The 23655-nt window shown below is 62.7% G+C and carries 23 protein-coding genes and 1 tRNA gene; 13 read left to right on the forward strand and 11 right to left on the reverse strand.

Annotated elements, in window-relative coordinates:
- Positions 1-146: 146 nt before the first annotated feature.
- From secF to HNP49_RS08700, 6 genes are all read right to left on the reverse strand, one after another.
- Positions 147-1058, reverse strand: a complete 912-nt coding sequence (gene secF / locus HNP49_RS08675; protein WP_184682380.1) for a protein translocase subunit SecF — start codon at positions 1056-1058, stop codon at positions 147-149.
- Between the two features lie 12 nt (positions 1059-1070).
- Positions 1071-2933: a protein translocase subunit SecD gene (gene secD, locus HNP49_RS08680; protein WP_184682381.1), complete on the reverse strand. Its 1863-nt coding sequence runs from the start codon at positions 2931-2933 to the stop codon at positions 1071-1073.
- Between the two features lie 66 nt (positions 2934-2999).
- Positions 3000-3341 (reverse strand): preprotein translocase subunit YajC, encoded by a 342-nt coding sequence (gene yajC, locus HNP49_RS08685; protein ID WP_184682383.1) that lies wholly within the window; start codon positions 3339-3341, stop codon positions 3000-3002.
- A 128-nt stretch (positions 3342-3469) separates the two neighbouring features.
- Positions 3470-4588, reverse strand: a complete 1119-nt coding sequence (gene tgt / locus HNP49_RS08690; protein WP_184682534.1) for a tRNA guanosine(34) transglycosylase Tgt — start codon at positions 4586-4588, stop codon at positions 3470-3472.
- Positions 4589-4593: 5 nt separating this feature from the next.
- Positions 4594-5649 (reverse strand): tRNA preQ1(34) S-adenosylmethionine ribosyltransferase-isomerase QueA, encoded by a 1056-nt coding sequence (gene queA / locus HNP49_RS08695; RefSeq protein WP_184682385.1) that lies wholly within the window; start codon positions 5647-5649, stop codon positions 4594-4596.
- Between the two features lie 77 nt (positions 5650-5726).
- A complete protein-coding gene (locus HNP49_RS08700; RefSeq protein ID WP_311772091.1) occupies positions 5727-6473 on the reverse strand; it encodes a transporter substrate-binding domain-containing protein in 747 nt (248 codons plus the stop codon).
- 132 nt (positions 6474-6605) lie between these two features.
- On the opposite strand from HNP49_RS08700, the gene HNP49_RS08705 reads away from it, so the two are divergent.
- The 3 genes from HNP49_RS08705 to HNP49_RS08715 all read left to right on the forward strand — a co-directional run bounded on the left by HNP49_RS08705 (position 6606) and on the right by HNP49_RS08715 (position 7756).
- Positions 6606-6691, forward strand: a tRNA-Leu gene (locus tag HNP49_RS08705).
- 248 nt (positions 6692-6939) lie between these two features.
- A complete protein-coding gene (locus tag HNP49_RS08710; protein WP_095940081.1) occupies positions 6940-7152 on the forward strand; it encodes a cold-shock protein in 213 nt (70 codons plus the stop codon).
- A 109-nt stretch (positions 7153-7261) separates the two neighbouring features.
- Positions 7262-7756: an RDD family protein gene (locus HNP49_RS08715; RefSeq protein ID WP_184682386.1), complete on the forward strand. Its 495-nt coding sequence runs from the start codon at positions 7262-7264 to the stop codon at positions 7754-7756.
- A gap of 42 nt (positions 7757-7798) precedes the next feature.
- On the opposite strand, the gene HNP49_RS08720 is transcribed toward HNP49_RS08715, so the two are convergent.
- From HNP49_RS08720 to HNP49_RS08730, 3 genes are read right to left on the reverse strand one after another with little or no spacing between them, the layout of a single operon-like run.
- Positions 7799-8683, reverse strand: a complete 885-nt coding sequence (locus HNP49_RS08720) for a ChaN family lipoprotein (protein WP_184682387.1) — start codon at positions 8681-8683, stop codon at positions 7799-7801.
- 7 nt (positions 8684-8690) lie between these two features.
- Positions 8691-9434 carry a heme ABC transporter ATP-binding protein gene (locus HNP49_RS08725; RefSeq protein ID WP_409372536.1) on the reverse strand — a complete coding sequence of 248 codons (744 nt, stop codon included), beginning with the start codon at positions 9432-9434 and terminating at the stop codon, positions 8691-8693.
- A gap of 23 nt (positions 9435-9457) precedes the next feature.
- A complete protein-coding gene (locus tag HNP49_RS08730; protein WP_184682538.1) occupies positions 9458-10444 on the reverse strand; it encodes an iron ABC transporter permease in 987 nt (328 codons plus the stop codon).
- Between the two features lie 251 nt (positions 10445-10695).
- On the opposite strand from HNP49_RS08730, the gene HNP49_RS08735 reads away from it, so the two are divergent.
- The gene (locus HNP49_RS08735) at positions 10696-11013 is read left to right on the forward strand and encodes a Rieske (2Fe-2S) protein (RefSeq protein ID WP_184682389.1); all 318 of its coding nucleotides are present in this window, start codon (positions 10696-10698) and stop codon (positions 11011-11013) included.
- A gap of 9 nt (positions 11014-11022) precedes the next feature.
- Here HNP49_RS08735 and sfsA read toward each other — a convergent pair whose 3' ends face one another.
- Together sfsA and HNP49_RS08745 are read right to left on the reverse strand one after the other, a co-directional pair.
- Positions 11023-11730 carry a DNA/RNA nuclease SfsA gene (sfsA, locus tag HNP49_RS08740; protein ID WP_184682390.1) on the reverse strand — a complete coding sequence of 236 codons (708 nt, stop codon included), beginning with the start codon at positions 11728-11730 and terminating at the stop codon, positions 11023-11025.
- Positions 11720-12901: a pyridoxal phosphate-dependent aminotransferase gene (locus HNP49_RS08745; protein WP_184682391.1), complete on the reverse strand. Its 1182-nt coding sequence runs from the start codon at positions 12899-12901 to the stop codon at positions 11720-11722. Before HNP49_RS08745 ends, sfsA begins: the two co-directional genes overlap by 11 nt.
- A 191-nt stretch (positions 12902-13092) precedes the next feature.
- Between HNP49_RS08745 and dksA the strand changes: the two genes are divergently transcribed.
- From dksA to panC, 9 genes are all read left to right on the forward strand, one after another.
- Complete coding sequence (gene dksA / locus HNP49_RS08750) at positions 13093-13536, forward strand: RNA polymerase-binding protein DksA (RefSeq protein WP_184682392.1); 444 nt, start codon at positions 13093-13095, stop codon at positions 13534-13536.
- A 52-nt stretch (positions 13537-13588) separates the two neighbouring features.
- Positions 13589-14476, forward strand: coding sequence for a tRNA glutamyl-Q(34) synthetase GluQRS (gene gluQRS / locus HNP49_RS08755; RefSeq protein WP_184682393.1), 888 nt, complete (start codon positions 13589-13591; stop codon positions 14474-14476).
- A 78-nt stretch (positions 14477-14554) separates the two neighbouring features.
- On the forward strand, positions 14555-14731 hold the full coding sequence (locus HNP49_RS08760) for a hypothetical protein (RefSeq protein WP_184682394.1): 177 nt from the start codon (positions 14555-14557) through the stop codon (positions 14729-14731).
- Entirely contained in the window at positions 14715-17669 is a 2955-nt protein-coding gene (locus HNP49_RS08765; protein WP_184682396.1) for a sensor histidine kinase, read from the forward strand. Before HNP49_RS08760 ends, HNP49_RS08765 begins: the two co-directional genes overlap by 17 nt.
- 78 nt (positions 17670-17747) lie before the next feature.
- Positions 17748-19154 (forward strand): sigma-54 dependent transcriptional regulator, encoded by a 1407-nt coding sequence (locus HNP49_RS08770; RefSeq protein WP_184682397.1) that lies wholly within the window; start codon positions 17748-17750, stop codon positions 19152-19154.
- Positions 19155-19819: 665 nt separating this feature from the next.
- Positions 19820-21226 (forward strand): polynucleotide adenylyltransferase PcnB, encoded by a 1407-nt coding sequence (locus HNP49_RS08775; RefSeq protein WP_184682399.1) that lies wholly within the window; start codon positions 19820-19822, stop codon positions 21224-21226.
- Position 21227: 1 nt separating this feature from the next.
- The gene (folK, locus tag HNP49_RS08780) at positions 21228-21737 is read left to right on the forward strand and encodes a 2-amino-4-hydroxy-6-hydroxymethyldihydropteridine diphosphokinase (RefSeq protein WP_184682401.1); all 510 of its coding nucleotides are present in this window, start codon (positions 21228-21230) and stop codon (positions 21735-21737) included.
- 161 nt (positions 21738-21898) lie between these two features.
- Entirely contained in the window at positions 21899-22699 is an 801-nt protein-coding gene (gene panB, locus HNP49_RS08785; RefSeq protein ID WP_184682403.1) for a 3-methyl-2-oxobutanoate hydroxymethyltransferase, read from the forward strand.
- Positions 22696-23550, forward strand: a complete 855-nt coding sequence (panC, locus tag HNP49_RS08790) for a pantoate--beta-alanine ligase (protein ID WP_184682405.1) — start codon at positions 22696-22698, stop codon at positions 23548-23550. The genes panB and panC overlap by 4 nt, the downstream gene beginning before the upstream one ends.
- Positions 23551-23655: the final 105 nt, after the last annotated feature.

A 23655-nucleotide genomic window follows, 5' to 3' on the forward strand; every position in this document is an offset into this window, starting at 1 on the left:
GCGCGATCTGCGGATAAATCCCGCACCTGCTTAATTGGAGGGCAATTTCGCCGGTGAGTTCCAGGCGATCCCACTGCAGGCCAGCAGTTGCGAAGCACCCCACAAAAAAGCCCGGCACTAGGCCGGGCTTTTCTTATGCCATGGCATCAAGGGCGCTCATCAACCTCTTCGGCAACCGCCGGAGGAATCAGATCCTCAGTCGTCAGCTTCAGCCAGATCAGCAGAATGCTGGCGATATACACCGACGAGTAGGTACCCGCCGACACACCAATGAACAGCGCCAGGGAGAAGCCCCACAGCGGCTCACCACCAAACACCATCAGCGCAACGATCGCCAGCAGCGTGGAGATCGACGTAGCCATGGTGCGCAGCAGGGTCTGGGTGGTCGAGATATTGATGTTGTCGATCAGCTCGGTCTTGCGAAGTACGCGGAAGTTTTCCCGGATACGGTCGAACACCACGATGGTGTCGTTCAGCGAGTAGCCGATGATCGCCAGCACCGCGGCCAGCACGGTCAGATCAAACGGGATCTGGAAGAAGGAGAACACGCCCAGGGTCACGATCACGTCGTGAATCAGCGACACGATAGCGCCAAAGCCGAACTTCCACTGAAAGCGGAAGGCGACGTAGAGCAGGATGCCCCCGAGCGCCAACAGCATGCCCAGGCCACCCTGATCGCGCAGCTCCTCACCTACCGCCGGACCGACGAACTCGACACGTTTTACCGTCGCCGGGTTGGCGCTGTCGGCCTTGAGCAGTGCATCAGCCACCTGGTTGCCCAGCAACGGGTCATCGCCCGGCATACGCACCAGCAGATCGGTGGTGGCACCAAAACTCTGTACCACCGCGTCGGCATAACCAGCCTGAACCAGCTGCGCCTTGACCTGCTGCTGGTCAGCCGGTTTCTGGTAGGACAACTCGATCAGCGTACCGCCGGTGAAGTCCAGGCCGAAGTTGAGCCCCTTGATGGCCAGGCTACCCAGCGAAATCAGGGTCAACACCACGGTGACCGCAAAGGCCACGTGGCGAATACCCATGAAATTAATGACTTTTTTCATCTGGTCAGCCCCTTAGATCCACAGCTTCTTGAAGTCCCGACCACCGAAGATCAGGTTGACCATGCCCCGGGTTACCACTACCGCCGTGAACATCGACGTGATGATGCCCAGCGACATGGTCACGGCGAAGCCCTTGATCGGGCCGGTGCCCATGGCAAAGAGAATGCCGCCGACCAGCAGCGTGGTCAGGTTGCCGTCGATGATGGCCGTAAAGGCACGATCGAAACCCTCATGGATGGCGCGCTGGATCGACATGCCATTGGCAATTTCCTCGCGAATACGCGAGAAGATCAGCACGTTGGCGTCCACCGCCATACCCATGGTCAGCACAATACCGGCGATACCCGGCAGGGTCAGGGTTGCGCCGAGCGCCGACATCAACGCCAGCAGCACGACCATGTTGAAGCCCAGCGCCACAGTTGCCAGCACACCGAAGAAGCGGTAGATAGCGATGATGAACAGCGAAACGAAGAGGAAACCCCACAGGGATGCCTCGATGCCCAGGTCGATGTTCTCGGCGCCGAGGCTCGGACCGATGGTGCGCTCCTCGGCGAAGTGCATCGGCGCCGCCAGACCGCCGGCACGCAGCAGCAGCGCCAGCTCGGACGACTCACCCGGACCATCCAGACCGGTGATACGGAACTGATTACCCAGCGCCGACTGAATCGTGGCCAGGCTGATGATCTTCTTCTCTTCCTTGAAGGTCTGTACTTCGACTTCCTTCTCGACCCCATCGACCAGCTGACGCACCAGTTTGCTCTGCGGCTTCTGCTCGATGAAGATCACCGCCATGCTGCGCCCGACGTTGGTGCGGGTGGCGCGAGTCATCAATTCACCGCCGTGACCATCCAAACGAATGTTCACCTGCGGCCGACCGTTCTCGTCAAAGCTGGCCTGGGCGTCAGTTACCTGATCACCGGTGATGATCACCCCACGCTCCAGCGGCACAGCCGGACGTCCAGCCTCGCGGAACTCGAACGCCTCGGTAGCGGCACGCGCGGTGTCCGCATCCGCCGCCAGACGGAATTCCAGGTTGGCGGTCTTGCCAAGAATGCGCTTGGCCTCGGCCGTGTCCTGCACGCCCGGCAGCTCGACCACGATACGGTTGGCCCCCTGACGCTGTACCAGTGGCTCGGCCACACCCAGTTCGTTGACCCGATTACGCACGGTGGTCAGGTTTTGCTTGATCGAGTATTCGCGAATCTCGGCCAGCTTGGCCTGGCTCAGCGCTAGACGCAGCACCTGCTGACCAGCACGCTCGCTACGGGTCATCTCGAACTCGGTAAAGCTCTTGCGCACCAGCGCCTCGGCCTTCTCCAGGGTTGCCTCATCACTGAAGCCCAGAGCGATGGCACCATCCTGCGGCGGCAGGCTGCGGTAGCGCACACGCTCCTTGCGCAGCAGGCTCTTCACCTCCCCTTCATAGACCTTCACGCGCGAGGTGACGGCCTTATCCATGTCGACTTCCAGCAGGAAGTGCACGCCACCGGAGAGGTCCAGACCCAGCTTCATCGGGCTGGCAGCCAGATTGCGCAGCCACTGCGGTGTAGTCGGCGCCAGGTTCAGAGCGACCACATAGCCATCGCCGAAGGCATGTTTGAGCACGTCCTTGGCCGGCAATTGATCGGCCATCTTGGTCAGGCGCAGCAAGGCGTTCTTCTCGCCCAGACTGCCGGCCTTGACTGCAATGCCAGCGGCCTTGAGCGCATCTTCAGCCTTCTTGACGTCGGCTTCGGTGATTTTCAGCGCCGTGCTCTCGCCACTGATCTGGATGGCCGGATCGTTGGGGTAGAGGTTGGGCGCGGAATAGATAAAGCCGATCGCCAGCACAGCCAGGATCAGCAGGTATTTCCACAGTGGGTATTTATTGAGCATGACACCGCCCGTTTATTATGAAGCGGGGCGCCATAAGCGCCCCGTTGTTGGAAACCAGCCTGAAAGTCAGATGGCTTTCAGCGTGCCTTTCGGCAGGGCTGCGGCAATCGCACCCTTCTGCATCTTCAGCTCGACGGTATCGGAAACCTCGATCACCACGAACTCATCGGAAACCTTGACCACCTTGCCGGCGATACCACCGGAGGTCACCACTTCGTCGCCCTTCTGCAGGCCGCCGATCAGGTTCTTGTGCTCTTTGGCACGTTTGGCCTGCGGACGCCAGATCATGAGATAGAAGATGACCACGAAACCGATCAGGAATACCCACTCGAAACCACTACCGGCAGGACCAGCAGCGGCAGCCGGAGCAGCTGCATCGGCGTAGGCAGCGGGAATCAGAAAGCTCATGTAAAACTCCTAGTCAAAGGTCTTGTATTGGGTGAGCGACCGGCCAACCGGACCGATATCGCACGAACTCTGCAAACTGACAGCGATTCTCATTAATTGGGGTGCGCACAAGTCGATTTCAAGCCTACTCAATCCGCCAGCGGAGGCACTGGCAGACCGCGTTTGGCGTAGAAGGCCGCAACGAAGTCGGCCAATGTACCCTGTTGAATAGCCTCGCGCAAACCAGCCATCAGACGCTGATAATGGCGCAGGTTATGGATGGTATTGAGCATGCTGCCGAGCATTTCGCCGCACTTGTCCAGGTGGTGGAGATAGCCGCGGGAGAAGTTCTGGCAGGTGTAACAATCACAACTCGCATCCAGCGGCGACTCGTCATGTTTGTGCACCGCATTGCGGATTTTCAGCACACCGCTCTCGACGAACAGGTGGCCGTTACGAGCGTTACGCGTCGGCATCACGCAGTCGAACATGTCGACCCCACGACGCACACCTTCGACCAGATCTTCCGGCTTGCCCACGCCCATCAGGTAACGCGGTTTGTCAGCCGGCAGGTGCGGCGGCAGGAAATCCAGCACACGGATCATTTCTTCCTTGGGCTCACCGACCGACAAACCGCCAATCGCCAGACCATCGAAGCCGATCTCGTTCAGCCCTTCCAGCGAACGCAGACGCAATTCTTCGTGCATGCCGCCCTGAACAATGCCAAACAGGGCCGATGGGTTATCGCCGTGAGCCTCCTTGGAACGCTTGGCCCAGCGCAACGACAGCTCCATCGAACGCTTGGCGGTATCGAAATCCGCCGGATAAGGCGTGCACTCGTCGAAAATCATCACGATATCGGAGCCCAGTGCGCGCTGAACGGCCATCGACTCTTCCGGCCCCATGAAGACCTTGGCGCCATCCACCGGCGAGGAGAAGTACACGCCCTCCTCCTTGATCTTGCGCATGGCACCGAGGCTGAACACCTGGAAACCGCCGGAGTCGGTGAGAATCGGGCCCTGCCACTGCATGAAATTATGCAGATCACCGTGCTGCTTGATCACCTCAGTACCCGGACGCAGCCAGAGGTGAAAGGTATTACCCAGAATGATCTGCGCGCCGATCGCCTCGATATCCCGCGGCAGCATGCCCTTGACCGTACCGTAGGTGCCCACCGGCATGAAGGCCGGGGTTTCCACGACGCCCCGCGGAAAGGTCAGGCGACCACGACGGGCACGCCCATCGGTAGCCAGCAAATCGAATTTCATGAAGCTCATGCCTGGGTCTCCGGTGCATCGGGCTGCGGATTACGGGTGATGAACATGGCGTCGCCATAACTGAAGAAGCGATAGCCATGCTCGACCGCCGCCGCGTAGGCGGCCATGGTGGCGCGATAGCCGGCGAACGCGCTGACCAGCATCAGCAGGGTCGACTCCGGCAGGTGGAAGTTGGTGACCAGAGCATCGACCACATGAAACGGCCGCCCCGGATAAATAAAGATGGAAGTATCACCACTGAAGGCCTTGAGCTCGCCGCTTTGCGCTGCAGTTTCCAGCGAACGCACGCTGGTGGTGCCCACAGCGATCACCCGACCGCCGCGCGCGCGACACGCCGCCACGGCATCGACCACATCCTGGGTGACCTCCAGCCACTCGCTGTGCATGTGGTGATCCTCGATACGCTCGACGCGCACCGGCTGGAAGGTGCCCGCGCCGACGTGCAGGGTGACGAAAGCCGTACCCACGCCCTTCTCACGAATGGCAGCCAGCAAGGCCTCGTCAAAGTGCAGCCCGGCCGTCGGCGCAGCGACAGCTCCTGCCTTGTCCTTATCGGAATAAACCGTCTGATAGCGCTCACGGTCAGAGGCGTCGTCCGGACGATCGATATAGGGCGGCAACGGCATATGGCCGACCCGATCCAGCAGCGGCAACACCGGTTCGGCAAAGCGCAGCTCGAAAAGGGCATCGTGACGCGCCAGCATCTTGGCCGAACCGCCGCCGTCGATCAGAATCTGCGAACCGGGCTTGGGCGACTTGCTGGAGCGCACATGGGCCAGTACACGATGGGTATCGAGCACTCGCTCGACCAAGATTTCCAGCTTGCCGCCGCTGGCCTTCTGACCGAACAGACGGGCTGGAATCACCCGGGTGTTGTTGAACACCACCAGATCGCCAGGGCGCAGATAGCCCAGCACATCGGAAAACTGATGATGACCAAGCTGCCCACTAGGGCCGTCAAGCACCAGCAGGCGACTGGCACGGCGCTCCGCCAACGGGTAGCGGGCAATCAACTGTTCAGGCAGGTCGAAGTGAAAATCGGCAACGCGCATAGCGGGTAATTCTCGTTAGGGGCGCAAATCTTACCGGAAACCCCTATCGGCAGCCACGCACGAGCCCGTCAGCCCGACTAACGCACCCCGGTATAACGCTCAACGATGCCGGCCAGCGTGCCATCCTGCCGGACCTTGGCAATGGCCGCGTTCAGCGGCACAAGCAGATCGGCCCGAGTACGATGCACCCGAATCCGCAGCGCAGAACGGTTGATCACAGGCCCCAGTTCGATCTGCTCTGTCAAACCAGTTAGATCCGGATGTTCCCGCAATAGATAGGCAACCTCCAGCCGGTCGATAATTGCGGCCTCGACACGCCTCTGGGCTACCCTGCGCAACTGCGACTTACTGTCGGGACTGTCACTCCGGGTAAAGTACTCACTGCCGATGTATCCATAGCCCCGCACGGTTGCGATGGTATGACCCTGCAAGTCCTGCAACTGGCCGAAGGGGAATGCCCGGCCGGCGGGAAACACCAGCACTTCTTCGGCGTCCAGTACCGTATCGCTCCACAGCGACACCTCTGCCTGCTCAGGCGACGCTCGCCAGGCCTTGCTAACGCAGCATTCCAGCTGCACCCGGCCCTCACGGAACTGTTTCTGCGCCCGCAGGGGTGGCAGCGGTCGATCCGCCAGCAAGGGCTCGTCCAGACTCACCTGCAGCGCCTGCATGACATCACTCAGGATCCCGCTGACGGCGGTATCGCGCACTATCCAATAGGGCTCCCAGCTCTCGCTGGTCACGGCATAACGAACCGACTCCGCCTGGGCACAAAGCGAGAGACTAAGGGACACCCACAACGTCAACCGGACAAGACCGTTCACATCAAGCTCCGAGCACTCTTTCCCCGAGCATAGTCCGCCCCCACCACAGAAGGACAGTCCACCCAAAGTCACCGACAAAGACCGCCTGTCGATTGACCGCCCCAAGACGCATCCCTATACTTCGCGCCCTGTGCCTCGGTGGCGGAATGGTAGACGCAGCGGATTCAAAATCCGCCGTTGGTAACAACGTGAGAGTTCGAGTCTCTCCCGGGGCACCACTCCTTCGATTTACCCCTCGTTTTACCCCCGCATTTCCCTCCTGTTTTTCCTGTTGGCAATCACAACACATTTGGCGTAGAGTGCTTTTCACTGTGTGTTTGCATGGGTCACGAGAAACATGACCTGATGCAGTAGATCGTTAGATCCGCTTCATCTTTGCTTGATTTTCCTTAAATCCTTGCAAAACTCAGTACCGGCCCTCGGCCATGAGGACGAGGCGTTTTATTAAGTTTCAAGGATTTTAGGCATGTCCCAGCGTCAAAACGGCACCGTGAAGTGGTTCAACGATGAGAAAGGCTACGGCTTCATCACCCCGGAAAGCGGCCCAGATCTGTTCGTTCACTTCCGCGCTATTCAGGCTGACGGCTTCAAGAGCCTGAAAGAAGGCCAGAAAGTGACTTTCGTGGCCGTTCAAGGCCAGAAAGGCATGCAAGCAGACCAGGTACAACTGGTAGGCTAAGGCCAAATGAGAAAAGCCCCCACGGGAAACCCTGGGGGCTTTTTTCTGCCTGCCATTTATTGCTGCTCCCGCCTTACAATGACGGCCGAATGCACTTCGTGAGCCCGTCATGCCGAAACATCAGCTGCGCCCTCAGGGCGACTTCCCCACAGCCGGACTGATCCGCCGTCTGGCCGCCCTGTTCTACGACTTTCTGCTCAGTGTGGCCCTGCTGATGGTAGTGACCCTGATCTACAAGGGCATCCAGATGAGCATCATCGGCGAAGAGCGCCTGCGCCAGCTCAGCGACGCCGGCGCGTTGGACGGAGACCCGCTGCTCTCGACCATCCTGGTCATGGTGCTGTTCGGCTTCTTCGCCAAGTTCTGGACGCACAATGGTCAGACCCTTGGCATGCAGGTGTGGGGATTGCGCATCCAGAATGCCGACGGCAGCGCCATCAGCCTGTGGCAGGCACTGCTGCGTTTTGTCGTGTCCGTGGGCTCCTGGCTCTGTGGCGGTCTGGGTTACCTGTGGCTGCTGTGGGACAAGGAAAAACGCACCTGGCACGACATCTACTCGGAAAGCCAGGTAGTGCAACTACCGAAGAACGTGCACAAGAAATGAAAGAAGCCGGCAGTTGCCGGCTTCTTTCATTTAGCCCCACGCCTAACGGCGCAACTGGGCGCAATAGTCCTGCTCAGGCAAGGCCGCCGTGTACCAGACATAGTCGGCCTGCTCAACACCGACCGTTTGCCCCGCCTCCGCCAGCATCAGCACGACCGGCTCAATGCCAGCCAGATCCTTCATGTGCAGCGGAACGCCCAGATCCTTGCGCACATGGAAACCTCCGGCGAACAGCAGGCCTGGCGCCGGCGCCGCCAGCAGACGCTCAGCCATGCGCCGGTCACGTTGCTGCTGGACGGCCAGCATGGCCGGCAGTTGCGCCTCCGGCAGCAGCCCACAATGTGACGCACTGATATCATCGAGCAGCGCTTTCTGCACCGTTTCAGCTGTCGACGCCTTGCCACTCAGCGCGGGTTTGCTGCGATAGATCGCCATGATTTCGTCACGATCAAGGTTGGCCGCCAGCAGCGGAAACGGTTGCTGCAGGGCATAGTCGACCAGCGGGCCGTACAGCGACCACGACCAGTTCTTCTGCCATCCCAGCTGCCGCGGCAGGTTCTCAAGCCTCTCCCCCTGACGAAGACGCTGCTGAACCGCCTCGACCTTGCCCTGCTGATCCGGGTTGAGCATCTCCAGCAGCAGACTGCCCTGAGCCCTCTCGCGCGCCAGCCCGCGTAGCAGCCACAACTGCAGCGCATGGTGATCGGGATTGTCGTGCTTTTCCCCCACCAACACCTGCGGCGCGCTCACCAGGCGAGCCAGCAGCATTTCCGGCGTCAAACGCTGCCCTGTGCGAAGTTCCTCAATCACTCCCAACTGCGGGTGATCCCGCTGAGCAGGTGCCTGCCAGGCCGGCACCTCGGACACTGAAGATTGGCAGGCACTGAGCAGCCCCAGCACCGTCACCAGCACAACACGTAAATTCATGATTACCTCAACGCGCCACAATCAACGGATGACCCCGTTCGGGGTGCGCCTGTACCAGCACTTCCAGCCCAAACACCCGACTAACCGTCTCAGCCTGCAGCACCTCGACCACAGGACCATAGGCACAGGACTCGCCACGATCGAGCAAGAGCAATGTGTCGCAATAGCGCGCCGCCAGATTCAGATCATGCAGAATCACCAGCACCGCCACGCCGCGCTCGGCAAACTGACGCGCTGCCTGCAGGATGGTGTGCTGATGCAGCGGATCAAGCATGGAGGTCGGCTCATCGAGCAACAGCACCTGCCCGGCCTGCCCCGGCCACAGCTGAGCCATAACCCGCGCCAGATGCACGCGCTGGCGCTCCCCCCCGGACAGGGTCAGGTAACTGCGCCCCGCCAGATGCCCGACATCCGCCGCAGCCAGTGCGGCCTCGATGACCTGCGCATCGACAACCCGGCCACTGGCGTGCGGCAGGCGCCCCATGCCCACCACCTCATCCACGCGGAAGGCAAACCCCAGCGTGGAGCTCTGCGGCAACACCGCCAGTTGTCGGGCCCGGGGCAACGCCTCCCAGCCCTGCAACGGCGTGCCGTTCAACAGTATCTGCCCGCCACTGGCCGGCAGCTCGCCACTGAGAGCAGCCAGCAAGGTGCTTTTGCCCGCGCCATTGGGCCCCAGCACCCCCAGCACTTCCCCCGGCCGCACAGTCAGGGCAATGTCGCGCAATACCGGGCATTCGCCACGGTTCACGCCCAGATCGATTACCTGCAGCATCAGTGACGCCCCTTGACCAGCAAATAGAGGAAGAACGGCGCACCGAGCAATGCGGTAATGATGCCAATCGGCAATTCCGCCGGAGCCAGCAGCAAGCGCGCCAGCAGATCCGCCAGCAGCAACAGCGCCGCACCGGCCATCGCCGATGCCGGCAGGAGAATGCGGTGATCCGGACCGACCAGCAGGCGCAGCAGATGAGGCACCACCAGCCCGATAAAACCGATCAGCCCGGCCGCTGCCACCGCCGCGCCTACCCCCAGGGCGGTGCACAGCACCAGTTCCCGCTTCAGCCGCTCGACCTCGAATCCCAGATGACGGGCTTCCGACTCACCCAGCAGCAGCGCGTTCAGCGCCGTCGCCCGGCGTGGCAACCAGATGGCCACCCCCACACCCACCAACAGCAACGGCCACAACCGTGCATAGCTGGCACCATTGAGGCTGCCCATGTTCCAGAACGTCAGACTGCGCAGCGTCGCATCGTCGGCGAGGTAGGTGAACAGTCCAATCAGTGCACCAGCCAGAGCACTCAGCGCCACCCCGGCCAGGAGCATGGCGGCCACACTGGTCTGGCCGTCACGCCGCCCGAGGCGATACACCACGGCCGTCACCCCCAGACCACCGGCGAAGGCGGCCAGTGACAGCAGGTAGGGCTGCAGCCATAAGGGGCCAAGCCCCCAACCCAGACTGGTGCTGCCGACAATCACCAGCGCCGCCCCCAGGGCGGCACCACTGGAGACTCCGACCAGACCGGGATCGGCCAGCGGATTGCGAAACAGCCCCTGCATGGCGACACCACACAGCGCCAGCACCGCACCCACCGACAGCCCCAGCAGGGTTCGCGGCAGACGAATCTGGCCGATGATCAGCTCGGCCTGCCCCGGCACCTGTTCACCAGACAAGCCGCTCAGGCGCAGCAACGCCTCAAGGGTATCCAGCAAAGGCAGGCTGACCGGCCCCAAGGCCAGCGACAGCCAAAGCGCCAGCAACAGCAAGGCCGTCAACGCGACAAACAGGGAACGAGAAGAGATGACGGCAATCATGACTGAGCGTGCGCCAGACGAAGACTTGGAGCGGCAGGATAAAAGCCTGCTGCCATGCTGGCCAGCACTTGCGCCCCCTGGCAAGCAATAGCGACTCGTTAGTCTCAACCGCCACGGCCCAGCGGACAGGAAAATCTGCGTGGACACTACCGACAGCGGTGACGGGCAGGGATAATGCACACCCTTCGGAGGCTGCCATGCATTTGCTCTGTTTCAGCCGCGAACTGGCCGAGGGCCAGAGCCGCGGTTTTATCGTTGAAGACCGCAACCTGCTGCTGGTACGCCGACATGGGCAGGTGTACGCCTACCGCAATCGCTGCCCTCATCGCGGCATTGCCCTGGAGTGGCTGCCCAACCAGTTTCTCGATCACAGCGGCAGCCTGATCCAGTGCGCGACCCACGGAGCGCTGTTTCTCATCGAATCCGGCGAGTGCGTGGCCGGCCCCTGTGCCGGACAGATGCTCCAGGCGATTGGGTGTCAGGAGCAGGACGGCAGCATCTGGGTTTCGGCTTGAAAAGCCTGGCTAGAGCACTACGTCCAGGCGTCGCACCAGGCGAATCGCCTCGGGGGTGATCTCGGCGCCATAGGCCAGCACCTCGACACCCGCCTCCCAGGCTTCACGGAGCCCGGCGGCATAGGCCGGATCGATCTCCTGTGCCGCGCGTACTGCTTCGATGCCACTGAGGTTCACGCAATACAGCTGCACGGCCCGCACACCGGCGCGGGTCTGTGCCGCCAGCTCGCGCAGGTGCCTGGTGCCTCGTTCGGTGCGGGCATCGGGGAAGGCGGCCACGGCCGAATCCGCAAAACCCAGGGTCACGCTCTTCACTTCGATCCAAACCGGCCCTGTCGAGAATTCCAGACGAAAATCCGCCCGGCTGTTTTCCTCGCCAAAGCGCACCTCACGCCGGAGCCCGGTAAAACCGGCGAGTTCAGTGATCACCCCGTCACACAGAGCCTCCTCTACCAGCGCATTGGCCCGCGCGGTATTGATGCAGGCCAGGCGCCCGTGCGGGGTTTCGCCCAGTTCCCAGGTGCCCGGCAATTTGCGCTTAGGGTCCTGGCTGCGGCTGAACCAGACGCGGCAACCTTCGCTCATGCAGTTGAGCATCGAGCCGGTGTTCGGGCAGTGGATGGTCAGCTGCTCGCCGCCGGCGGTCTCGATATCGGCGAGAAAGCGCTTGTAGCGGCGCAGCAGGCAGCCCTCCTCCAGGGGCGGATCAAAGCGCATCGGGGCGCCAGCTCTTCAGCCCGCGGGCAATGCGCTCGACCGCCTGCTGCAGACGCGGCAGGCTCTGGGTGTAGGCAAAGCGCACATGCTGGTCGGCCTGGTAACGGCCGAAGTCGATGCCCGGGGTGAAGGCCACATGCTCGGTTTCCAGAAAGTGCCGACAGAACGCAAAGGCGTCGCCACCAAATGCCGAGATGTCGGCATATAGATAGAAGGCGCCCTGTGGCTCCACGGCGATGCGGAAACCCAGTTCGCGCAGGGCCGCCAGCAGATAGTCGCGGCGCGCGGCGAACTCGCCGCGACGCTGCTCGAGAATGGCCCGCGTCTCCGGCTCGAAGCAGGCCAGTGCCGCATGCTGGGCCATCGAGGGGGCACTGATATAGAGATTCTGCGCCAGCTTCTCCAGCTCGCCCACCGCGGCCGGCGGCGCCACCAGCCAGCCGAGGCGCCAGCCGGTCATGCCGAAATACTTGGAGAAGCTGTTGAGCACGAACGCCTCGTCATCCACCTCCAGCACGCTGGCCGCCTCGCAGCCGTAGGTCAGACCATGGTAGATCTCGTCCACCACCAGATGCCCGCCACGCTGCTTGAGTGACTGCGACAGTGCAGCCAGCTCATCACGCTCCAGCAGGGTGCCGGTGGGATTGGCCGGCGACGCCACCAGGGCCCCCACACTGTCAGCGCTCCAGAAACGCTCGACCAGCTCCGATGTCAACTGGTAACGCACCTCGGGGCCGACCGGCACCAGTTGCGCGGCACCTTCGACCAGCCGCAGGAAATGGCGATTGCACGGATAGCCTGGATCGGCCAGCAGCCAGTGCTTGCCCGGATCGACCAGGAGGCTGGTCGCCAGCAGCAGCGCGCCGGAGCCACCGGGGGTGATCAGAATGCGCTCTGGATCGATCGACAAGCGATAGCGATCGGCGTAGAACCGAGCAATGGCCTCGCGCAGTTGAGGCAGACCACGGGCGGCGGTGTAACGGGTATGGCCGGCACCCAGCGCCGCCTGGCCGGCTCGCACGATGGGCTCGGCGGTGGTGAAGTCCGGCTCGCCGATTTCCAGATGAATCACATCGTGACCGGCGGCCTGCAATTCATTGGCCCGCGCCAGCAGTGCCATGACGTGAAAGGGCTCGATGGCACGACTGCGTGCACTGTAAGACTGGGCCATGAGGCTACCCTGAAAAGACAAAGGCGCAATTCTACCCAAGCCCTGCGCGCACGGCAGCAAGCACGACATGCGGGAGTGGCGCCCACGGGAACCTTCTGGTAAGTTCGCCCGCTTGCAGCCGCAGGGCCCGTTTACCGGGCGATGGACACGTTCCTGCGCAGTGGATAAGAGAAAGTGAGAGGCAGTCATCCATGGCCACCAAAGCAAAACAACAGAACAGCCAACTGATTCGCGGCTTCGAACCCTACAAAGAGAAAAAGGGTGAGGAGTACATGAGCGATCCGATGCGCGCGCACTTCACTGACATTCTCAACAAATGGAAGCTGGAGCTGATGCAGGAAGTCGACCGTACCGTGCATCACATGCAGGACGAAGCGGCCAACTTCCCGGACCCGGCCGACCGCGCCAGCCAGGAAGAAGAGTTCAGCCTGGAACTGCGTGCCCGCGACCGCGAGCGCAAACTGATCAAGAAGATCGACGAAACCCTGCAGCTAATCGAAGACAACGACTACGGCTGGTGCGATTCCTGCGGCGTTGAGATCGGCATTCGCCGCCTCGAGGCCCGCCCCACCGCCACGCTGTGCATCGACTGCAAGACCCTGGCGGAAATCAAGGAAAAGCAGATCGGTTCCTGATCCCGGACGGGGCGCCTAGGCGCCCCGTTGCATTTCTGCGACCTGCCTCGCCATGACCACCAGCTCCTACATCGGGCGCTTCGCTCCCACCCCCAGCGGCCACCTGCACTTCGGCTCACTGGTCGCCGCCCTCGCCTCCTACCTCGACGCCCGCCATGTGGGTGGCCGCTGGCTGGTGCGCATGGAAGACCTCGATCCGCCACGCGAAATGCCCGGCGCCCAGGACGCCATTCTGCGCGCCCTGGAAATCTACGGCCTGCACTGGGACGGTGAGATCATCCGCCAGAGCGAACGCCAGGCAGCCTATGCCGCGATGATCGAGCGTTTGCTGCAGCAAGGCCTTGCCTACGCCTGCAACTGCTCGCGCAAGCAACTCGAGGGCCACCACGGCATTTATCCCGGCACCTGCCGCAATCGCCAACTGCCCCCCGATGACGCGGCCATCCGCCTGCGTGTACCCGAGCTGGACTACCACTTCTGCGACCGGGTGCAGGGTAAGTACCGCCAGCACCTGGCCCGTGAAGTCGGCGACTTCGTGATCCGCCGTCGCGACGGGCTGTACGCCTATCAGTTGGCCGTGGTGCTGGATGATGCCTGGCAGGGCATCACGGATATCGTCCGCGGCGCCGACCTGCTCGACTCCACGCCGCGCCAGTTGTACCTGCAGGAGCTGCTCGGGCTGCCCCAGCCGCGTTACCTGCATGTGCCGCTGATCATCCAGCCGGACGGTCACAAACTGGGCAAGTCCTACCGCTCGCCGCCGCTGCCGGCCGATCAGGCCCCCACCCTGCTGGTACGCGCCCTGCGCGCCCTGGGCCAGCAACCGCCGGAAGCTCTCGCCGCCTGCAGCACCGACGAGGTGCTGGACTGGGCCATCAGCCATTGGGATGCCCTGCGCATCCCGCGCTGCCGCACCCTGGCCGAAGCGCAACTGCGCTGACCGCCTCGCCGGGTCACGATGCTTTCAGCCGCCGGTCGGCTCCGCTACCATCGCGACACGCCCGTCACGAGTTCCGGCATGTACATCTACCGTCTGGTCCTGCTCCTGGTAGTAGGGATCTACCTGTTTTCCCCCGCCATCATGGATTGGTGGATCGAGCCCACCGGCGCCTGGTACCGCCCGTACCTGCTGTGGCTGATCCTGATCGTGGCAACCTTCATCCTGCAGAGCCAACACGATGCTGACGAGCTTTAGCCTTAGCCAGCTGCTGGCCATCAGCACGCTCTACCTACTGGCCCTTTTCGGGGTTGCCTGGATCAGCGAACGCGGCTGGATTCCCCGACGCATCATGCGCCACCCGCTGACCTACACCCTGTCGCTGGGCGTGTACGCCAGCGCCTGGGCCTTCTACGGCACCGTGGGCATGGCCTACCAGTACGGCTATGGCTTTCTGGCCAGCTACCTGGGGGTGTCCGGCGCATTCCTGCTCGCGCCGGTGCTGCTCTATCCGATCCTGCGCATCACCCACACCTACCAGCTGTCATCGCTGGCCGACCTGTTTGCATTCCGTTTCCGCAGCACCGCCGCCGGCACCCTGACCACGGTATTCATGCTGCTCGGCCTGCTGCCACTGCTGGCGCTGCAGATCCAGTCGGTCGCCGACTCGATCAGTATCCTCACCCATGAACCTCTGCAGGAACGCGTAGCCCTGGCCTTCTGCGGTCTGATCACCCTGTTCACCATGCTGTTTGGCGCCCGTCATGTGGCCACCCGCGAGAAACATGAAGGTCTGGTGTTTGCCATCGCGTTCGAGTCGGTGGTCAAGCTGGTGGCCCTTGGCGGCATCGGCCTGTACGCCCTGTATGGTGTGTTCGACGGCCCGCAGGACCTGCAGCAGTGGCTGCTGCAGAACCAGTCGGCGCTGACCGCCCTGCACACCCCGCTGCAGGAAGGCCCATGGAGGACCCTGCTGCTGGTGTTCTTCGCCTCGGCCATCGTCATGCCGCACATGTACCACATGGCCTTCACCGAGAACCTCAACCCGCGGGCCATGGTCACGGCCAGCTGGGGCCTGCCGCTGTTGCTGCTGTTGTTCAGCCTGGCGGTCCCGTTGATTCTCTGGTCGTGCCTCAAGCTCGGCGCCACCACCAGCCCGGAATACTTCACCCTGGGCCTGGGTATTGCCGTGGAAAGCGAAACACTGGCCCTGCTCGCCTATGTCGGCGGCCTGTCCGCGGCCAGCGGCCTGATCATCGTGCTGACCCTGGCGCTGTCGGGCATGGTTCTCAACCACATCGTACTGCCGCTGTACCAGCCGCCTGCCGAAGGCAACATCTACCGCTGGCTGAAGTGGACCCGCCGTGGCCTGATCTGCGCCATCATCCTCGCCGGCTATGGTTTCTACCGCCTGCTCAAGGCCGAACAGGACCTCTCCAACCTCGGCATAGTCGCCTTCGTCGCCACCCTGCAATTCCTTCCGGCCACACTCTCGGTACTCTACTGGCCGAACGCCAATCGACGCGGTTTCATCGCCGGCCTGCTGGCAGGCATGCTGGTATGGGCGGTCAGCCTGCTGCTACCGCTGCTGGGCAATGTGCAGACGCTCTATGTGCCGGTGTTCAGCACCGTGTACGTGCTGGATGACACCAGCTGGCATCTCGCAGCCATCGCCTCGCTGGCCGCTAACGTGCTGATATTTACCCTGGTGTCGCTGTTCACCGAGGCCAGCGCCGATGAAGTCAGCGCCGCCGAAGCCTGCGCCGTGGACAATGTACGCCGCCCGCAACGTCGCGAACTGCTGGCCGTATCGCCGCAGGAATTTGCCGCGCAACTTGCCAAGCCGCTGGGCGCCATGACCGCGCAGAAGGAAGTCGAGCGGGCCCTGCGCGACCTGCATCTGCCCTTCGATGAACGCCGCCCCTACGCCCTGCGCCGCCTGCGTGACCGCCTGGAGGCCAACCTCTCCGGCCTCATGGGCCCCAGCGTGGCGCAGGATCTGGTGGAGAATTTCCTACCCTACAAATCCGGCAGCCAGGCCTACGTCAGCGAGGATATCCATTTCATCGAGACACGCCTGGAGGACTACCACTCGCGCCTGACCGGCCTGGCCGCCGAGCTCGACACCCTGCGCCGCTACCACCGCCAGACCCTGCAGGAACTGCCGATGGGCGTGTGTTCGCTGGCCACCGACCAGGAAATCGTCATGTGGAACCACGCCATGGAGGATCTCACCGAGATCCCCGCGCAGCAGGTCATCGGCTCCCGGCTCGATGCCCTACCCAGTCCCTGGCGCGAACTGCTGGTGTGCTTCGTCGACCTGAACATCGAGCACCTGCACAAACAGCGCCTCAACCTCGATGGCCAGGCGCGCTGGCTCAACCTGCACAAGGCCGCCATCGAGGAGCCGCTGGCACCCGGCAGTAACGGCCTGGTGCTGCTGATCGAAGACGTCACCGAGACCCAGTTGCTGGAAGACAAGCTGGTGCATTCCGAGCGTCTGGCCAGCATCGGTCGCCTGGCCGCCGGGGTAGCGCACGAGATCGGCAACCCGATCACCGGCATCGCCTGCCTGGCACAGAACCTCAAGGAAGAGCGCGAGGGTGACGGCGAGATCGAGGAAGCCAGCCTGCAGATTCTCGAACAGACCAAGCGTGTCTCGCGCATCGTGCAGTCGCTAATGAGCTTCGCCCACGCCGGTACCCGCACTCATAACAGCGAACCGGTGTGCCTAGCCGAAGTGGCGCGCGAAGCCATCGGTCTGCTGTCGCTGAACAAGCGCAGCCACGACGTGCAGTTCTTCAACCTGTGCCATCCCGATCACTGGGTCAGCGGCGACCCCCAGCGCCTGGCTCAGGTGCTGATCAACCTGCTGTCCAACGCTCGCGATGCCTCGCCTGACGGCGGCACCATCCGCGTCTCCAGCGAACAGCAGGGCGACAGCATCGAGCTGATCGTCGAGGATGAAGGCAGCGGTATTCCAAGGGCGATCATGGATCGTCTGTTCGAACCCTTCTTCACCACCAAGGACCCGGGCAAAGGTACGGGCCTCGGCCTGGCTCTGGTCTATTCGATCGTGGAAGAGCATTATGGGCAGATATCCATCGATAGCCCGGCCTTCCCTGACCGTCAGTGCGGAACCCGCATCCGTGTCACCCTGCCCCGGCATGTCGAGGCGACGTCCGATGAACCCTGAGCAATCGCGCGCTCCCGGCCGGCCTGAAGCCCGCTGTGTTGCAGCACCGATCCCGCGACCGTCGAGAGAACTGTATTGATGCCGAATATCCTGATCGTCGAAGACGAAACCATCATCCGCTCCGCACTGCGACGCCTGCTGGAGCGCAACCAGTATCAGGTCAGCGAAGCTGGCTCGGTACAGGAGGCTCAGGAACGCCACAGCATCCCCAGCTTCGACCTGATCGTCAGTGACCTGCGCCTGCCCGGCGCGCCCGGCACAGAACTGATCAAGCTGGCCGAAGGCACCCCGGTGCTGATCATGACCAGCTATGCCAGCCTGCGTTCGGCCGTGGATTCGATGAAACTCGGCGCGGTGGACTATATCGCCAAGCCCTTCGACCATGACGAGATGCTCCAGGCCGTAGCCCGCATCCTCAAGGATCGCGAAAACGCCCGTAACCGCCCAGCAGAAAGCCCGCGCAGCAACACTGGCCGCAGCTCGGAAAAGGCCGTGGCCGCCGTCGAAGGCGACATGAACATCATCGGCAACTGCGCGCCGATGCAGGATCTGTTCAGCAAGATCCGCAAGGTCGCGCCTACCGATTCCACCGTACTGATCCAGGGAGAGTCCGGTACAGGCAAGGAGCTGGTGGCCCGTGCGCTGCACAATTTCTCCCGCCGGGCCAAGGCACCGATGATCTCGGTGAACTGCGCGGCCATCCCGGAAAGCCTGATCGAGTCCGAACTCTTTGGTCATGAGAAAGGCGCCTTCACCGGAGCCAGCGCCGGCCGTGCCGGCCTGGTGGAAGCCGCCGATGGCGGTACGCTGTTTCTCGACGAGATCGGCGAGCTGCCACTGGAGGCCCAGGCCCGCCTGCTGCGCGTCCTGCAGGAAGGCGAGATCCGCCGGGTCGGCTCGGTACAGTCGCAGAAGGTCGATGTGCGCCTGATCGCCGCCACCCACCGCGACCTCAAGTCCCTGGCCAAGATCGGCCAGTTCCGCGAAGACCTGTATTACCGCCTCAACGTCATCGCCCTGCGCCTGCCCGCCCTGCGCGAGCGCGGCGATGATGTCCTGGAAATCGCCCGTGCCTTTCTGCAACGCCAATGCACGCAAATGGCGCGTGAAGGCCTACATTTCAGCTTCGAAGCCGAGCAGGCGATCGCCCAGTACAGCTGGCCGGGCAACGTACGCGAGCTGGAGAACGCCATCGAGCGCGCGGTGATTCTTTGCGAAGGCGGCGAGATCAGCGCCGAGCTGCTGGGCATCGACATCGAACTGGCCGAGCTGGACGACGATTTCGACAACAGCAGCAGCGGTTCAGGCCTGGAGCCTACCGAAGACCTGTCACTGGAAGACTACTTCCAGCACTTCGTCCTCGAACACCAGGACCACATGACCGAAACCGAACTGGCGCGCAAACTCGGCATCAGCCGCAAGTGCCTGTGGGAACGACGCCAGCGCCTGGGCATTCCCCGGCGCAAATCCAGCGCTTCCTCCTGACCCAGACTGCCGGCCCTGAGCCGGCAGTTTGCTGTTACCCCCTCAACATCTCGTAACAAGTCCGGGGCAACCGGTAACGAGCCTGCCCCACCCGCAACCATCTCGCCACCACAAAAAACAGCTAAGTCACTGATTTTAAATGGCTTTAAAAAGTTGGCACGCCATCTGCTTTCTATTTGGCACAACAACAATAAAAAGCTCCAGCTAAAACAATAAAAATAAGACGTTACGACTCCCGTACAACAAAAACAAAAGTGTGGAGGCGCAGTTAACTGATTGTTTTGGAGAGGAAGCGCCGCCGGGTCAAACCGCAGACAGACCGAGAATAATAAATCTGCCCCGAGGCAGCCGCCGCTCTGACTGGATCATGGATTGATCATGGCAACATCAGCTTCCAAAGCAATCCGTTGGCTACTGACTCCCTGCTTGGGAGTAGCTGACAAGGCCCCTGGCCTGCCTTACGGGTCAAACAATTCCAACAATAAGCCCGTAATAATAATAAAAACAAAGCACGCACCAACTTGGGGGGGAACTTCGGTTCCCCCAGTAGCTTTGCCCCTTCTCCCCCCGCTGCATTCACCAGTCTTCGTGCCAGTGCTAGAATCCGCGGCTATTGCCCGGGCCTTTATCCTGCCGGCCCCGAAATCCATTCGACAGAACACCCCATGCTGAAGAAGCTGATCCAGACGCTACGACGCAAGCGCCCCCACGCCCCTCCGCGCAGCACCCCCGCCGTGCTCAATGCCCGCCAGCACAACCTGGCCCGCGACCGAATCAGCCGCAACGCCGTGAATGTGGTCGAGCGCCTGCAGAAGGCCGGTTACCAGGCCTACGCAGTAGGTGGCTGCGTCCGTGACCTGATGCTCGACTTCGACCCCAAGGATTTTGACATCGCCACCAGCGCCACTCCCGAACAGGTGCGCGCCGAGTTCCGCAACGCCCGCATCATTGGCCGCCGCTTCAAGCTGGTCCATGTGCATTTCGGCCGGGAGATCATCGAAGTGGCGACCTTTCGCGCCAACCACCCGGAAATCGATGACGAGGACAACCCACAGCAGTCCTCCCGCCACGAAAGCGGGCGCATCCTGCGCGACAACGTGTACGGAAGCCTGGAAGACGACGCCCAGCGTCGCGACTTCACCATCAATGCGCTGTACTACGACCCGGTGACCGAGCGAATACTCGACTATGCCCACGGCGTGCCGGATATCCGCAATCGGCAGATACGTCTGATCGGCGACCCGACCCAGCGCTACCAGGAAGACCCGGTGCGCATGCTGCGTGCGGTGCGTTTTGCCGCCAAGCTCGACTTCGACTTAGAGCGCCACACCGCCGAGCCGATCCAGCGCTTGGCCCCGCTGCTGCGCGATATTCCGTCGGCCCGCCTGTTCGACGAAGTGCTCAAGCTATTCCTTTCCGGCTATGCCGAACACACCTTCGAACTACTGCTGCAATATGACCTGTTCGCCCCACTTTTCCCTGCCGCCGGCGCGGCCCTGCGCCAGCAGCCGGACTATGCCGGCAAGCTGATTCGCCAGGCCCTGATCAATACCGACGATCGCATCGAACAGGGCAAGCCGGTTACCCCTGCCTTCCTCTTCGCCGCCCTGCTCTGGCCAGCCCTGCCGGCTCGCGTGTTGCGCCTGCAGGAACAGGGCATGCCGCCGATCCCGGCCATGCAGGAAGCGGCGCACAGCCTGATCGTCGAGCAATGCCAGCGCACCGCCGTACCCAAGCGCTTCACCATCCCGATCCGCGAAATCTGGGACATGCAGGAGCGCCTGCCGCGTCGCCAGGGCAAGCGAGCCGACCTGCTCCTGGAAAACCCGCGCTTCCGTGCGGGCTACGATTTCCTCCTGCTGCGTGAAAGCGCTGGTGAGCAAACTGACGGCCTGGGCGACTGGTGGACCGACTACCAGGAAGTCTCCGACAGTGAGCGCCGCCAGATGATCCGCGACCTCAGCAGCAAGGAAAAGGAAGACAGCAGTGGTGCCCCGCGCAAGCGTCGTCGCGGCGGCAATCGCCGACGTCGCGGCCCGCGCAGTGACGGCAGCGCGCCCAGCGGCGAATAAGATGGAGAGTGTATATATCGGCCTCGGCAGCAATCTGGCCGAGCCCCAGAGCCAGCTGCGCGCGGCTCTGCAGGCCCTGCAGGCCCTACCTGACAGCCGCCTCATTGGCTGTTCCTCGCTGTATGCCAGCGACCCGCTCGGCCCTGCCGACCAGCCACGCTACGTCAATGCCGTGGCCGCACTCGACACCCGCCTCGAACCACACGCCCTGCTCGACCAGCTGCAGCGCATCGAGCTTGAGCAGGGGCGCCAGCGCAAGGCCGAACGCTGGGGCCCGCGCACCCTCGACCTGGACATCCTGATGTTCGGTGAGCGCGTGCTGCACGACGAGCGCCTCACCGTACCGCATTACCATATGCACGCCCGCGCCTTCGTACTGTATCCGCTGGCCGAACTGGCTCCAGGCCTGCAGTTGCCGGATGGCCGCGTGCTGACCGAGCTGCTGACCGCCTGCCCGTTTACTGGCCTCGAGCGCATTGCCGCGGCGCCACTGCCGACGGTAACGGCGTAACACGCAGGTAACACCTGCAATTGACTTCCCTGCCCCCCATCAGGACTATAGGCGTCCCGTTGCCTAGCGCCCTGTTTCGAGAGGCGCCAATCCAGGCCTGCCGACGCTGACATTGCCCCGCGCAGTCGCCGTACGCCGGCAGCTTGAATGAGGACATGCCCATGCCTGATGTAACCCTGACCACCCTGCAAGAGCTGAAGCAGCGCGGCGAAAAGATCGCCATGCTCACGGCCTACGACGCCACCTTCGCCCAGGCTGCCTGCCAGGCCGGCGTCGACGTGCTGCTGGTGGGCGACTCGCTGGGCATGGTCCTGCAAGGCCAGGACAGCACACTGCCGGTCAGCGTTGCCGACATGGCCTACCACACCGCTGCCGTTAAGCGCGGCAACCGGGGCGCCCTGATCCTCGCCGACCTGCCGTTCATGAGCTACGCCAGCCTGGAGCAAACCTTCACCAACTGCGCCGCGCTGATGCAGGCCGGTGCGCACATGGTCAAACTGGAAGGTGCGGCCTGGCTGGCCGAGCCGATCCGCCTGCTGGCCGAACGCGGCATTCCGGTTTGCGCCCACCTCGGTCTGACCCCTCAGGCGGTCAACATCCTCGGCGGCTATAAGGTCCAGGGCCGCCAGGAAGCCCAGGCCCGTCAGCTGCGTGCCGATGCCATGGCACTGGAGCAGGCCGGTGCCGCCATGCTCCTGCTCGAATGCGTACCCAGCGCCCTCGCCGCGGAAATCACCCAATCGGTGAAGATTCCGGTGATCGGCATTGGCGCTGGCATCGATACCGATGGCCAGGTCCTGGTGTTGCACGACATGCTCGGCCTGGCCCTGTCCGGACGCACGCCGAAGTTCGTGAAGAACTTCATGGACGGCCAACCTTCCATCCAGGCAGCACTGGCCGCCTACGTGACTGCTGTCAAGGAGCGCAGCTTCCCCGCTGCCGAACACGGATTTTCTGCATGAACACCGTCAAGACCGTGCGCGAACTGCGCGCCGCCATCGCCCGCGCGCGCGCCGAAGGCAAGCGCATCGGCTTCGTGCCAACCATGGGCAACCTGCACAGCGGCCACGTCGCCCTGGTGGAAAAAGCCAGCCAGCGCGCCGACTTCGTGGTGGCCAGCATCTTCGTCAACCCGCTGCAGTTCGGCCCCAACGAAGACCTCGCCAAATACCCGCGCACTCTCGCCGCCGACCAGGAAAAACTGGTCAGCGCCGGCTGCCACCTGCTGTTCGCCCCGACGCCAGAAGAGATGTACCCCCAGGGCATGGACGACCAGACCCGCATCAGCGTGCCGGTGGTTTCCGAAGGCCTCTGCGGTGGCAGTCGCCCGGGGCACTTCGAGGGCGTCGCCACCGTGGTGACCAAACTGTTCAACATGGTCCAGCCGGACCTGGCGATCTTTGGCGAGAAGGATTTCCAGCAACTGGCGGTGATCCGCAAGCTAGTGCGTGACCTCAACCTGCCGGTGCAGATCTTCGGCGAGCCGACCGTACGTGCCGACGATGGCCTGGCACTGTCATCGCGCAACGGCTACCTCAGCGCCGAACAACGCCAGGTGGCACCGCAGCTGTTCGCCACCCTCAAGGACATGGCCGACAGCATCTGTGGCGGCCGCGACGATTTCTCGCGCCTGACCCTGGATGGCCTCAAGCACCTGGAGAAGGCTGGCTTCCGCCCCGATTACCTGGAAATCCGCGAAGCAGGCAGCCTGCGTCCGGCCCAGGCCGGCGACAAGGAACTGGTGATTCTGGTGGCCGCCTACCTCGGCACCACGCGCCTGATCGACAACCTGGCCTTCACCAGCCATCCCTGAGCCCGACTTGAAAAGCGCAAGCCATTGGCTTGCGCCGCATAACCGCTAGAATCAAGCCCGGCCCATGCCGGGCTTTTGTTGAATACACTCCCCGTTCGCTCTCAC

The organism is Pseudomonas fluvialis (assembly GCF_014207935.1).
Classification (GTDB): Bacteria; Pseudomonadota; Gammaproteobacteria; order Pseudomonadales; family Pseudomonadaceae; genus Aquipseudomonas; species Aquipseudomonas fluvialis_A.

Bases quoted from the DNA above. Each gene is read 5' to 3' on its own strand.
- secF (WP_184682380.1), bottom strand. From the start codon at position 1,058: ATGAAAAAAGTCATTAATTTCATGGGTATTCGCCACGTGGCCTTTGCG.
- secD (WP_184682381.1), bottom strand. From the start codon at position 2,933: ATGCTCAATAAATACCCACTGTGGAAATACCTGCTGATCCTGGCTGTG.
- yajC (WP_184682383.1), bottom strand. From the start codon at position 3,341: ATGAGCTTTCTGATTCCCGCTGCCTACGCCGATGCAGCTGCTCCGGCT.
- tgt (WP_184682534.1), bottom strand. From the start codon at position 4,588: ATGAAATTCGATTTGCTGGCTACCGATGGGCGTGCCCGTCGTGGTCGC.
- queA (WP_184682385.1), bottom strand. From the start codon at position 5,649: ATGCGCGTTGCCGATTTTCACTTCGACCTGCCTGAACAGTTGATTGCC.
- HNP49_RS08710 (WP_095940081.1), top strand. From the start codon at position 6,940: ATGTCCCAGCGTCAAAACGGCACCGTGAAGTGGTTCAACGATGAGAAA.
- HNP49_RS08715 (WP_184682386.1), top strand. From the start codon at position 7,262: ATGCCGAAACATCAGCTGCGCCCTCAGGGCGACTTCCCCACAGCCGGA.
- HNP49_RS08720 (WP_184682387.1), bottom strand. From the start codon at position 8,683: ATGAATTTACGTGTTGTGCTGGTGACGGTGCTGGGGCTGCTCAGTGCC.
- HNP49_RS08735 (WP_184682389.1), top strand. From the start codon at position 10,696: ATGCATTTGCTCTGTTTCAGCCGCGAACTGGCCGAGGGCCAGAGCCGC.
- sfsA (WP_184682390.1), bottom strand. From the start codon at position 11,730: ATGCGCTTTGATCCGCCCCTGGAGGAGGGCTGCCTGCTGCGCCGCTAC.
- HNP49_RS08745 (WP_184682391.1), bottom strand. From the start codon at position 12,901: ATGGCCCAGTCTTACAGTGCACGCAGTCGTGCCATCGAGCCCTTTCAC.
- dksA (WP_184682392.1), top strand. From the start codon at position 13,093: ATGGCCACCAAAGCAAAACAACAGAACAGCCAACTGATTCGCGGCTTC.
- gluQRS (WP_184682393.1), top strand. From the start codon at position 13,589: ATGACCACCAGCTCCTACATCGGGCGCTTCGCTCCCACCCCCAGCGGC.
- HNP49_RS08760 (WP_184682394.1), top strand. From the start codon at position 14,555: ATGTACATCTACCGTCTGGTCCTGCTCCTGGTAGTAGGGATCTACCTG.
- HNP49_RS08765 (WP_184682396.1), top strand. From the start codon at position 14,715: ATGCTGACGAGCTTTAGCCTTAGCCAGCTGCTGGCCATCAGCACGCTC.
- HNP49_RS08770 (WP_184682397.1), top strand. From the start codon at position 17,748: ATGCCGAATATCCTGATCGTCGAAGACGAAACCATCATCCGCTCCGCA.
- HNP49_RS08775 (WP_184682399.1), top strand. From the start codon at position 19,820: ATGCTGAAGAAGCTGATCCAGACGCTACGACGCAAGCGCCCCCACGCC.
- folK (WP_184682401.1), top strand. From the start codon at position 21,228: ATGGAGAGTGTATATATCGGCCTCGGCAGCAATCTGGCCGAGCCCCAG.
- panB (WP_184682403.1), top strand. From the start codon at position 21,899: ATGCCTGATGTAACCCTGACCACCCTGCAAGAGCTGAAGCAGCGCGGC.
- panC (WP_184682405.1), top strand. From the start codon at position 22,696: ATGAACACCGTCAAGACCGTGCGCGAACTGCGCGCCGCCATCGCCCGC.